8 protein-coding genes and 1 riboswitch are annotated in these 12,275 nt (G+C 71.5%); of the genes, 5 read left to right on the top strand and 3 right to left on the bottom strand.

All coding sequences use genetic code 11. From position 1 onward, the window contains the following. Window positions 1-40 precede the first annotated feature (40 nt). Window positions 41-754, top strand: a complete 714-nt coding sequence (locus tag ACYVK5_RS02215) for a TetR family transcriptional regulator (protein ID WP_460701649.1) — start codon at window positions 41-43, stop codon at window positions 752-754. Between the two features lie 59 nt (window positions 755-813). Next, window positions 814-2,967: an acyl-CoA dehydrogenase family protein gene (locus ACYVK5_RS02210; protein ID WP_460701648.1), complete on the top strand. Its 2,154-nt coding sequence runs from the start codon at window positions 814-816 to the stop codon at window positions 2,965-2,967. Between the two features lie 34 nt (window positions 2,968-3,001). Here ACYVK5_RS02210 and ACYVK5_RS02205 read toward each other — a convergent pair whose 3' ends face one another. The 3 genes from ACYVK5_RS02205 to ACYVK5_RS02195 all read right to left on the bottom strand — a co-directional run bounded on the left by ACYVK5_RS02205 (window position 3,002) and on the right by ACYVK5_RS02195 (window position 6,515). Then, the gene (locus ACYVK5_RS02205) at window positions 3,002-3,985 is read right to left on the bottom strand and encodes a helix-turn-helix domain-containing protein (protein ID WP_460701647.1); all 984 of its coding nucleotides are present in this window, start codon (window positions 3,983-3,985) and stop codon (window positions 3,002-3,004) included. 194 nt (window positions 3,986-4,179) lie between these two features. Beyond that, a complete protein-coding gene (locus ACYVK5_RS02200; protein ID WP_460701646.1) occupies window positions 4,180-4,905 on the bottom strand; it encodes a mechanosensitive ion channel family protein in 726 nt (241 codons plus the stop codon). A 176-nt stretch (window positions 4,906-5,081) separates the two neighbouring features. Further along, window positions 5,082-6,515, bottom strand: coding sequence for an aminotransferase class V-fold PLP-dependent enzyme (locus ACYVK5_RS02195; protein ID WP_460701645.1), 1,434 nt, complete (start codon window positions 6,513-6,515; stop codon window positions 5,082-5,084). A 30-nt stretch (window positions 6,516-6,545) separates the two neighbouring features. Then, window positions 6,546-6,661: riboswitch (SAM riboswitch) on the bottom strand. A 219-nt stretch (window positions 6,662-6,880) separates the two neighbouring features. On the opposite strand from ACYVK5_RS02195, the gene ACYVK5_RS02190 reads away from it, so the two are divergent. The 3 genes from ACYVK5_RS02190 (at window position 6,881) to ACYVK5_RS02180 (ending at window position 12,110) form a co-directional block, all read left to right on the top strand. Beyond that, complete coding sequence (locus ACYVK5_RS02190) at window positions 6,881-7,360, top strand: rhodanese-like domain-containing protein (protein ID WP_460701644.1); 480 nt, start codon at window positions 6,881-6,883, stop codon at window positions 7,358-7,360. Then, entirely contained in the window at window positions 7,357-8,619 is a 1,263-nt protein-coding gene (locus ACYVK5_RS02185) for an O-succinylhomoserine sulfhydrylase (RefSeq protein WP_460701643.1), read from the top strand. The genes ACYVK5_RS02190 and ACYVK5_RS02185 overlap by 4 nt, the downstream gene beginning before the upstream one ends. A 185-nt stretch (window positions 8,620-8,804) precedes the next feature. Next, window positions 8,805-12,110 (top strand): S8 family serine peptidase, encoded by a 3,306-nt coding sequence (locus tag ACYVK5_RS02180; RefSeq protein WP_460701642.1) that lies wholly within the window; start codon window positions 8,805-8,807, stop codon window positions 12,108-12,110. Window positions 12,111-12,275: the final 165 nt, after the last annotated feature.

Raw genomic sequence — 12,275 nt, 5'->3', positions numbered from 1 at the left:
GGCGGAGCACAAGAGCGACGGCCCGTGAAGGAGAAAATCGATGAGCGTCGGCGTGGACGGACGATCGACTCGCTGGGCGGACCACCGCACCGCGCGCCGGGCAGAGCTCGTGCGCGCGGCCCGGAAGGCCGTGCACCGCCTTGGTCCTACGGTATCCATGGACGAGATCGCCGCAGAGGCAGGGACGTCGAAGTCGATCGTGTACCGATACTTCGACGACAAGGCGGGGCTGCGGCTCGCCGTGGCCGAGGCCGTGGTCGCCCAGATGCACGACACCCTCCAGGAGGCCGCACACGGGGCCGCCACCCCCGAGGGGGCGCTGCGCGCCATGGTCCGGGTCTACCTGGAGATGATCGAGCACTCGCCGAACGTGTACTGGTTCGTGACCAGGACGTCGATCGGCGGCAACGACCCGATCTCCCCCGCCGAACCTCCGAGCGGGCGGGACGCCCAGGCCGCGGGCTCGCTCGTCGGCTCGTCCGACGCGCCGCTGGGCGCCTACCTGGACTCCGTGATCGAGCTCGTCGCGGAGCCGTTCGCACAGGCGGCCGACGTCACGCCGGAGGATGCCGCCGCCTGGGCGGCCGGCGCCGTGGGCTTCGTGCGCGGCTCCGGCGAATGGTGGCTCGGCCACCGCGTCGCCGGGCAGTCCGTCACCCGCGAGGAACTCACCGAACGCGTGAGCCTGTGGCTCTGGAACGGTCCCGTCGGCGTCCTGCACTCCCCGGAGCCCACCGCGGCGACCCCCGCCTGATCTCCCCCGCACGTGCCTCAACCTCGCGGCTACCAGCCGCCGACCCCCGAGGAGAACCGATGACGACCACCTCCGAACCTCCCGTGACGACGTCGGCCGCAGCCGCCGCGTCGCCCGCGACGGCACCCGTCGCGTCCGCGCAATCCGCACCCCGCGGGCCGGCGTCGGGCGCGAACGGCCTGCACCTGGACGTCGCCGAGCTCGATCACCTCCTGCTCGGCCGCTGGAAGGACGTGCGCTCCCACGCCCGCCGCCTGGTCGCCGAGCACGAGGAGATCTGGAAGATCGACGGGATGTCGATGCAGGAGCACCGCGAACGCACCATCGGCATCATGCAGATGATGGCGCGCGACGAGCAGGGCCAGGTGTGGCGGGCCTTCCCCGAACGCCTCGGCGGCAACGACGACGCCGGCGGCAACCTGGTGGGCTGCGAGGAGCTCTTCGCCGCCGATCCCTCGCTGCAGATCAAGTCCGGCGTGCAGTGGGGCCTGTTCGCGGCCGCGATCCTGCATCTCGGTACCGAGGAGCAGCAGGACCGCCTGCTGCCGGGCGCGATGGACCTGTCGGTCCCGGGCGCCTTCGCGATGACGGAGACCGGCCACGGCTCGGACGTCGCCTCCGTCGGCACGACGGCGACGTACGACCCGGAGACGGAGGAGTTCGTCATCAACACCCCGTTCCGGGGGGCCTGGAAGCAGTACCTCGGCAACGCGGCGCGGCACGGCGTGGCCGCGACCGTGTTCGCCCAGCTGATCACGAACGGCGTGAACCACGGCGTGCACTGCTTCTACGTGCCGATCCGGGATCCGCGGACGCTCGACTTCCTGCCCGGCGTGGGCGGGGAGGACGACGGCCACAAGGGCGGTCTCAACGGCATCGACAACGGCAAGCTGCACTTCACGGACGTGCGGATCCCGCGCCAGGACCTGCTGGCCCGCTACGGCCAGGTCGCCGCGGACGGCACCTACACGTCGTCGATCGACAGCCCGGGACGCCGGTTCTTCACGATGCTCGGCGCGCTGGTGCAGGGGCGCGTGACCCTGGACGGGTCGGCCTCGGTGGCGGCGAAGGTCGGCCTGGCGATCGCCACGAAGTACGCCGACGAGCGCCGGCAGTTCTCTCCCGGTGAGGGGCAGGAGGAGATCACCCTCCTCGACTACGCGATGCACCGCAAGCGTCTCCTCCCGCGCATCGCGGAGACCTACGCGATCTCGTTCGCGCACGAGGAACTCCTCGAGCTCTTCCACGGCGTGTTCTCCGGTGCGAAGGACACCCCGCAGAACCGCGAGGACCTGGAGACGACGGCGGCGGCACTCAAGGCGACGTCCACCTGGTTCGCCATGGACACGTTGCAGACGTGCCGCCAGGCGTGCGGCGGCGCCGGGTTCCTGTCGGCGAACCGCTTCACGTCGATGCGGTCCGACCTCGACGTCTACACCACATTCGAGGGTGACAACCACATCCTCCTGCAGCTCGCCGCGAAGCGGCTCGTAGGCGACCACGGCAAGAGGCTGGCCCGGGCGGCCAGGTCCCCCGCGGGCATGGCGGGCATCGTGGCCGGCCAGGTGAAGGACGCGCTGCTGCACAAGACGTCGCTGCGGAAGCTCGGGCAGAACGTGGCCGACGCGGGAGGCGCCCGGGCCGCGAGCAACCTGCTCGACGGCGCTACCCAGCGGGCGCTGCTGCAGGGCCGCGTGGACGGCCTCGTGAACTCCGTGGCGATGGGCATGCGTCCCGCGGTGGGCATGAAGGACCTGGCCAGGGCGCAGGAGGTCTTCGACGACAACCAGGTGGAGCTGATCACGTCGGCGACGGCGTGGGCCGAGCTGTTCCGCTGGGACGCCTTCACCACGGCGCTCGGCGCGATCAAGGACCCGGACACACGCGAGATCATGACGACCGTCCGGGACATCTACGGCCTCACCGTGATCGAGCGCAACCTCGACTGGTATCTCGCCAACGGGCGGCTGTCGGCGTCGCGCGCGAAGGCCGTCACGACGACGATCCACGACCTGCTGAAGAGGATCCGCCCGCACGCCGTCGACCTCGTCGACGCGTTCGGCTACGGGCAGCGGCATCTCCGCGCGCCGATCGCCGATGGTTCGGAACGCGCCCGCCAGGACGAGGCGAGGCGGTACTACCGCGACCTGGCGGCGCGCGGAGAGGCACCGGCGTCGGAGAAGTCCCTCCGCAAGGCCGACGCGAGGTCCTGACCCCGGCGCGGCCCGCGCGGGGCGGCTCCGACGGTCAGAGCCACCCCTTGCGGGCCGCGTGCCACCCGAGCTGGATGCGCGTCGCGACGCCCGCCGTGTCCATCATCGACTTGACCCGGCGCTGGACGGTTCGCAGTCCCAGCTCCAGGTGCTTGGCCACGGCCTGGTCGGTCAGGCCGGAGAGCATCAACCCGAGGATCTTCAGGTCCAGGTCGTCGAGTTCGCCGTGGACGCCCTCGGACTGCACCCGCAGCGGCACCGCGTCCCGCCAGAACGCCTCGAAGAGCGCGATGATCCCGTCGAGCAGCCCGCTCTCGTGGATGATCAGCGCGGAGACGGTGTCCACCTCGGCGTCGGGCCGCAGCTGGCTCTGCACCGGGACGATGGCGAGGCGCCGGTCGATGACGAACGCCTTGATCGGGACGTCGTCGGCGATGCGGACCTCCTCACCCGCGCGCACGGCCTCGACCGCGGCCTCGACCGTCACGAGGCCTTCGTCGAGCATCGAGCGGTCCATCACCGCCCGGTAGCGCACGCCACGCTCGACCGCGTCGTCCTCGGCCGTGTTCTCCTCGGTGCCCATCACCAGGACGGGAGGGCGGAGGAAGGTCTCGACGGTCTCGTGCGCGCCTGCCTGGAGCTGCAGGATGCGCTGCAGCACCGCGTCGGAGCCGCGCACCAGGTCGACGATGTCGCTCGCCGGCCGCAGGTCCGCGGCACGGCGGTACTCCTCCTCGAGATCGAGCATCTCGAGCTGCGCCGACCGCAGTTCCTCGGTGCGGCGCGAGAGGATCGCGCCCAGCGCGATCTCGGGCGGCGCCGCCTGGAACCGTGAATCGTCGGTCCCCTGCCGGGCCGCGAGTCCGTGCTCCTCGAGGATCTGCAGGACCGCGTAGGCCTCCCCGGGGTCGACGCCCATCCGCCGGGCCAGCTCGCTCGCGTCGAGCGAGGGCGAGCGGACCAGCTCACGGTAGGCGAGCGCCTGCGCCTGAGACAGGCCGAGCACGTTGCCGAACATTCTCAACCCTCCAGCAGTAATCGATGCACCGAGGATGCGGCGAGGATACGCCATGGCGGGTTACCGCCACGAGGTTTCGCGTCATTGCGAGCCGCATCCGCCTGAGTGTCGGCCGGGGCGCGGGTACGGAGAGAGCCCCGCACTCCACCCTCGGAGTGCGGGGCCCCACCGTGCGCCGGGGCCGACGTCGCGGGTCAGCCGTTGCTCGGCGGGGCGTACGTGCCACCCGCCGGAGGCTGCTGCGCCCCGCCCGCCCGTGCGGTGCCGTCCTGGCCGAGAGGCCCGCCGATTCCGGCGAGCCAGCCCTCCCACTTCGTCCGCATCGGGCCGATGAGGCCGCCTCCGACGCCGACGATCAGGATCCCGGCGATCGTCGCCAGGACCGCGGTCAGCACCGACGTCGTGACCGACACCGCGATACCGATCTGGTTCAGAGCGGCGACGACACCCAGGAAGAGGATCGCGACCTGCGCGATCTTCGCCACCAGTTCGCCGTACGAGACGCCCCCCATCGTCGAGGTGAGCAGGTCCTTGACGGCATTCGCGATCGCGCCTGCGATCACGACGATGACGATCGCGACGACGAGTTGCGGCAGCCAGCCGACGATGTCGTTGACGATCTCGCTCACCGGGTTGGTGGGCCCGAACGCGCTGAGCGCGAGCTGCAGGACGATGAGCAGGATGAAGTAGTAGATGATCTTTGTCAGCAGCGAGATCGGCTCGACGCCGGACCCGGCGAGCATCCGCCCGGCCCCGGCCCTGTCGAGCAGCTTCGTGAAGCCGACCCGGTTCAGGATCATGCCGACGAACCGTGCGATCGCCTTCGCGATGATCCAGCCGATGAAGAGAATGACAAGGAACACGAGAAGCTTCGGGACGAAGCTTGCGATCGAGCTCCAGGCATGCGTGAGGCCTGACATCCAGTCCATGGTGATGTTTTCCCTTCCCCCTTCGAGATGATTCTCGCCGTGCCGAGGTATGTCACCTCGGGACACTTCCGGCACGTCACGAAGGTATCCCTGTGGGGGATATTGCGCGCGTTCAAGAAATGTGGTGAAGGGAAATCAATAGTGATATGTCGCCCGGAGCCGCGGGGTCACACCTCGTCGGGCAGGCAGGCGGCGACATCCGCGAGGTAACCGGCGGCGGCCGTGGCCAGGAGCCCGGCCAGCCCGGACCCTTCCGGCACCGGCCGCGGGTCGTCGACCACCACCCACAGCCCGTCCACGACGTCGTACTGTGCCTGCGGACCGTCGGTGACCAGCGCGCGAACCGCGGCGATGAGCCGCTCCACCTCCTCGCCGGCCGTCCCGACACCGACCGAGGCGCGCACGGCACCGGCGTCGAACCCCAGGCGCCCGAGGAGCGGGTGCGCGCAGAACCGCCCGTCGCGCACGCCGATGCCGTGCTCGGCGGACAGGTACGCGGCGACGAGCCCCGGGTCGTACCCCGCGACGGTGAACGTCACCACACCCACGGGGTCGACGGCGTCGTCCCAGACGCGCACCACGGACACCCGGTCGATCGCCTCCAGGCCGCCCACCAGACGGCGGCGCAGCTCGCCCTCGTGCTCGCGGACCTCCGCCGGGTCGAGCGCGGCGAGCGCCTCGCACGCGGCGGCGAGCGCGACGGCGCCGATCACGTTCGGGGAGCCGGCCTCGTGCCGGGCGGGCCCGTCGTGCCAGTCGGTGCCCCCGGTCCGCACGCGCCGGACGGCGCCGCCGCCGGCCAGGTAGGGCGTGCCGGCGTCGAGCCAGTCACGGCGGCCGACCAGGGCCCCGGAGCCGTAGGGCGCGTAGGTCTTGTGGCCGGAGAAGGCGAGGTAGTCGACGCCGCTGTCCGCGAGGGAGAACCGGCGGTGGGGGACGAGCTGGGCGCCGTCGAGCACGATGCGCGCACCGTGCTCGTGGGAGGCCTCGACCAGGTCGGCGATCGTGAGCGACTCGCCGGTCACGTTGGACGCGCCGGTGACGGCCAGCAGAACGTAGGGCCTGCCGGCGGACGCGCCGTCGGCCAGCTCGCCGCGTACCTGCGCGAGGGTGTCGGCCACGGTCGCCCCTCCGGTGAGGACGGTGGCGTCGGTGAGCCGCTGCCACGGCAGGAGGTTGGCGTGGTGCTCGACGTCGAGCACGAGGACCCGGCCCGGCGCGCCCGTGACCGGGTCGGCGGGGACGCATCCGGCGAGCAGGTTGAGGGAGTCGGTGGTGTTCCGCGTGACGAGGGTGAGGTCGTCCTCGCGGGCACCGACGAACGCGCCGATCGCGCGGCGGGACGCCTCGTACAGGGCGGTGGAGACCTGGGACAGGTAGCCCGCGCCCCGGTGCACGCTGGCGTACAGCGGCAGGGTCTCGGCCACGCGCTCCGCGACCGACTCGAGGGCGGGCGCGGAGGCCGCGACGTCGAGGTTGGAGTACGTGACCCGTCGCCCGTCGACGAGCGGGACGAGCGTGTCGTGTCCCACGACCGGCAGGAGCGGCGCGGTCCGGCCGACCGTGCCAGGGGTGGTCGTGGTGTCGGTGGCTGCCGTCATGGCGCCCTCCAGCGAGTCCTGGGGGAGTGGTCCCCGCGCTTGCCACGAGCGGTCTCGAACGCGGCCAGGTCGTCACCCGGGGCACCCCACCGCGAGAGGAGGGTTGCCGGCCAGCAAGCCGGGGCTTGTCGCTGGCGCTCATGACCTGGCGTCATCCTGCGATCCCCGGACGGGGGCGTCAAAGAGCGTCCACATTCTGGTCTCACTGTGTGATCGGCTCATCCTGGTGACGTACGATCGCGTCGACCATCCCGAGCGGGCGAGTGACGTGGCACGTCGACCCCGCAGCAACCCGCTGGGACCCGCGCGCACGTGCGGCGCTCCCGGGCCAGGGTGCTAACGCCACGGCCGATGGGAGGAGTGCCATGAGCAACCCCGAATCCGACACCCCCGCGAGCCTCGGCCGGCGGCCGGCCGCGCGCCCCGCCGCGGGCTACGCCGGCGACATCACCCCGCAGGAGGCGTGGGATCTCCTGGGCGACGACCCGGACGCGACGCTGGTGGACGTCCGCACCGAGGGCGAGTGGCGCACGATCGGCGTGCCCGACGTCAGCTCGCTCGACAAGCGGGTCGTGTTCGCGCAGTGGGTGCACGCCGACGGCCGCCCCAATCCGGCGTTCCTGGAAGAGCTGAAGACCGGCGTCGGCGCGGCCGGCGGCCCGGTCGTGTTCCTCTGCCGGTCCGGCCAGCGGTCGATCGGCGCCGCGCGGCTGGCCACGAGCGCGGGCATCGCGCCGTCGTACAACGTGCTCGAGGGGTTCGAGGGCCCGGCGGGGCCGGACGGTGTCCGCAACCACAGCGGCTGGAAGGTTCGCGACCTGCCGGTGACGGAGGCCGACGCGTGACGACGACCGGAGCCTTCCCGCCCGACGCCGTCCCCGGCGGCTCCGGGCGCAAGCCTCTGCCGGCCGGCGTCCGTCCGCGGACCCTTGCCGTCCGGGGCGGGCACGCACGCACGGAGTTCCAGGAGACCAGCGAGGCCGTCTTCGTCACGCAGGGCTACGTGTACGACTCCGCGGCGGACGCCGAGGCGGCGTTCTCCGGCGACCTGGACCGGTTCGTCTACTCGCGCTACGGCAACCCGACGGTGCACACCTTCGAGGAGCGCCTGCGCGTCCTGGAGGGCGCGGAGGCCTGCTACGCGACGGCGACCGGGATGTCCGCGGTGTTCACGGCGCTGGCGGCGCTGGTGCGGTCCGGGTCCCGGATCGTCACGGCCCGCGCGCTGTTCGGGTCGAGCGTGGTCATCTTCGACGAGATCCTCGCCAAGTGGGGGGTGCGCACCGACTACGTCGACGGCCACGTGCTGTCCCAGTGGGAGGAGGCGCTGGCGGAGCCGGCGGACGTCGTGTTCTTCGAGACGCCGTCGAACCCGATGCAGGACGTCGTCGACGTGCGGGCCGTGGTCGAGCTGGCGCGCCGCGCGGGAGCGACCGTCGTGCTCGACAACGTGTTCGCGACGCCGCTGCTGCAGCACCCGCTGGAGCTCGGGGCCGACGTCGTCGTCTACTCCGCGACCAAGCACATCGACGGGCAGGGGCGCGTGCTGGGCGGCGCGATCCTCGGGACCTCGGAGTTCATCACCGGTCCGGTGCAGACGCTGATCCGCAACACCGGGCCGTCGCTGTCGCCCTTCAACGCGTGGACCCTGCTCAAGGGGCTGGAGACGCTGCCGGTGCGGGTCGCGGCGCAGACGGCGTCGGCGCTGGAGGTCGCCCGGGCGCTCGAGGGGTTCGACGGCGCCACCGGGGTGCGGTACCCGTTCCTCGACTCGCATCCGCAGGCGGAGCTGGCGCGGTCGCAGATGTCGGGCGGCGGGACCGTCGTGACCTTCGACCTGGACGTCCCGCCGGGGACGGACGCCGACGGTGCCAAGAAGCGGACGTTCGCGTTCCTCGACGCGCTGCGGATCGTCGACATCTCGAACAACCTGGGCGATGCGAAGTCGCTGATCACTCACCCTGCCACGACGACCCACCGCAAGCTGGGCGCCGAAGGCCGCGCCAAGGTGGGCATCAGCGAGACCACGGTGCGGCTGTCCGTGGGGCTCGAGGACGTCCAGGACGTCGTCGAGGACGTGGAGCAGGCGCTGGCCGCGTCGTAGGCGCAGGCTCTGTGCCGGTGTCCTGGCCACGGCCAGGGCACCGGCCTTTTTGTGATCCATCCCACATTTCAGCGCAGCCCAAATACCTTCGTTGTTCCCCGAGGTCGCTCAGGTTTACGTTCGGAGAGCACTTTCCGATGTGTCGCAGATGACCGCTTTACCGGAACGACGAAGGGATCCCACCCTTGCGTACCCGATCAGTCACCGTAGCGGCCTTCGCCGCCGCGCTCCTCGCGAGTGGATGCCTGCTCCCGAGCGCGGCCGCGGAGCCAGGAGGTTCATCCGAAGACACGGTCGCCGCCGGAATCACCCCCGGGTCGGCCGAGACCGTCACGGTCCCGCTCCTCACGGGTGATCGCGTCGCCGTCACGACAGCCCCTGACGGAAGCCGGACGGCCGCGATCCGCCGCGCCGAAGGACGCGAGGACATCCCGTTCCTCCAGCGCAGCCACGGCGAGCACCTGTACGTCATCCCGGCCGACGTCGCCGGGTTCGTCGGCGAGACGCTCGACGAGCAGTTGTTCGACGTCGCCGCCCTGGCCGACGCCGGATTCGGCGATCGGCCGACACTGCCGGTCATCGTGCAGCAGACCGGGCAGCCGAGTGGCGTCTCGGCCCTCGCCACCCGCGCCGACTGGAAGTCAGCCGGCATCACGCCGCAGCGCACCCTGGAGTCCGTCCGCGCCGTGTCCGACGACGTCGACGCCGTGGCGGGCGCAAAACTGATCGAGGCCCTGCGCGCGCAGGCCGGCGAGGCCACGACGCGGGCTGCGGAGGAAGCGCCCGCGATCGAACGGGTCTGGCTCGACGGGCCGGTGCGAGCGCTCGACGCCGACTCGGCACCGCAGATCGGCGCACCCCAGGCATGGGAGGCGGGCTTCACGGGCGACGGAGTCACGGTTGCCGTCCTGGACACGGGCATCGACGCGACCCACCCCGACCTGGGCGACGTCGTGGTGGCACAGGAGGACTTCACCGGCACAGGATCCGCCGTCGACGGGCAGGGGCACGGCAGCCACGTCGCCTCCATCGTGGCCGGGTCCGGCGACGCGTCCGACGGCGTGAACTCCGGCATGGCTCCCGGTGCCGGCATCATGGTCGGCAAGGTGCTGGACGACGACGGGTTCGGGGACGAGTCGTCGATCATCGACGGCATGGAGTGGGCCGCCTCGCAGGGTGCGGACATCATCAACATGTCCCTCGGCTCGTCCTGGTACACCGACGGCACGGACCCGATGGCGCTGGCCGTCGACCAGCTGACCGCAGAGCACGACGCCTTGTTCGTCATCGCGGCAGGCAACGACGGCATGGACGAATCGATCGGGACGCCCGGCTCGGCGTCGTCGGCCCTCACGGTGGGCGCGGTCGACGACGACGACCTGATCACCGGCTTCTCGAGCCGCGGGCCGCGAATCGACGGCGCGATCAAGCCTGACATCGTCGCGCCCGGCGAGGGGATCGTCGCCGCGCGTGCGGCGGGGACGCAGCTCGGCAGCCCCGTCGGGGAGCACTACGTGGCCGCGAGCGGCACCTCGATGGCGGCCCCGCACGTCGCGGGCGCAGCGGCAGCCGTGCTGCAGGCCCGCCCCGACCTGACTGCGCCCGAGCTGAAGGCCGTACTGATGGGGTCGGCGGACCCGACCGGCGCGTCCGTGTTCGAGGAGGGTGCGGGGCGGGTCTTCATGCCCACCGCGATCGAGCAGCCGGTCGTGGCCGACCCGGCGTCGGTCTCGCTCGGTGCCTTCGAGTACCCGCACGACGGCACGGCGTCGGGCACGATCACGTACCGGAACACCGGCGACGAGGATGTCGTCCTGGACGTGGATCTCGCCGTGACCGGTCCGGACGGCGAGGCCGCCGAGGGCGCGTCCGTCTCCGACGAGCGGGTGACCGTTCCGGCGAACGGCACCGCCGAGGTCTCCGTGACGGTGGACCATGCGCCCGGGGCCATCGGCCGGTACTCCGGCGCGGTCACGGCGACCGGCCCGGACGGCGCGACGGTGCGGACCCCCGTGGGCTGGGAGAAGGAACCCGAGCTGTTCGACCTGGAGGTGCAGTTCATCGGACGGGACGGGGAGCCCCTCAGCGACGGCATCAAGGACCTCGCCGTGATGAACGTCGACGACTCCGAGCAGTTCCTGTCCTTCGACCTCATCGAGGACACGACGCACACCCTGCGCGTCCCCGCGGGGCACTACTCGGTCGCGGCAAGCATGCTGAACGGCACGTTCACACAGCTCACCGACGCGTTCGCGCCCGAGGTGACCGTCACTGCCGACAAGACCGTTGCGCTCGACGCGCGTGAGGCCCTGCCTGTGTCGATCGACACGCCGCGCAGGGCGACGACGGCGCAACTCGGCCTGGAAGAGCAGCGGACCGACGCGAACGGGCTCAGCCTGTCGACGGGGTTCCTCGTCGACGACATCGATGCCTTCATCACGCCGACCCTGCCGGTGACGATCGGTGAGTTCGACCACGTCACCTTGGCGCACCTGGACCGGCCGACCTCGAGCGGGAAGGCACGCTCGTACACCTACGACCTGGTGTTCCAGCAGTCTCCGGTGACAACGGGGACGTTCACCGCACGCCGCTCGGACCTGGCGGCCGTGAACATGACGTATGCGGAACCGGCGCGGGACGTCGTGATCTCGGCGGGCCGCGGCGCTCTGCCGGAAGGCCGGTTCTCCGGTTCCGCGTTGCTGATCCCCGTGGACCCGGGGATCCGGACCGAGTACGTGAGCGCGCGGGACGTGAACTGGTTCCATGGCACGTTCTACGACGCACCCGACGGGACGGAGATGCTGGGCGGCTACGACTCGCCCCTGACCGCGTACGAGCCCGGATCGACCGTCGACGCGACGATCGGCGGGGCGCCCCGCACCCCGCAGGGCAACGTGCTGCAGTGGGGAGACCTGCTGGCCGTCTTCCCGAGCGGCTGGTCGGACTCGGCCGGGAACACGTTCCTGGGCTGGGGCGGGGACGACGAGCGCCTCACCGTGTGGCAGGACGGCGAGGTCGTCGTGGACGACGCACCCGGATGGGCCGAGCTGACGATGCCGCCCGGCGGCGCGGACTACCGGGTCGCCTACCAAGGGATCCCGGCGTCCGAACGGTGGTACACCGCGACGCGCGTCACGGGTGAGTGGACGTTCCACGCCGAGCCGGTCGGCGAGGACGAGCTCGTGAGGAAGGAACTGCCCGACGTCCGGTACGACGTCGCTGGGATCAGTCTGCAAGGCGCCGCGCCGCGGCGCACGAAGGTCGAGGTCGAGGTCGCCGGCGCCGAAGATGACGCCACCGTGCGCCTGTGGTGGTCCGCGAACGGCGGCGAAACCTGGAAGGAGGCCCGGGTCAGGAACGGGGTGACCGTGGTGAACGCCCCGTGGGGCACCGAGGCGGTGTCACTCCGCGCCGAGGTGACGGACGCGGCAGGGAACAGCCTGAGGGAGACGGTGGAGCGGGCGTACACCGTGAAGAAGTGGCCGTGGTGAGGCAAGTGCCGATCCGGCCAGACGTCTGATCGGTCCGTCCGTGAGTGATCGGCAGTTCCGGCTGCCGATCACTCACGGAACTGCCGACCGCCTCACGGGGACACACGGCCGACGCGTACGCGGCTTCCCTCCCGGCAGGCATCGCGGTCGCGAGCGCGTAGCGTG

Source organism: Myceligenerans halotolerans (genome assembly GCF_054782975.1).
This window is presented reverse-complemented; position numbering and strand designations above follow the sequence as displayed.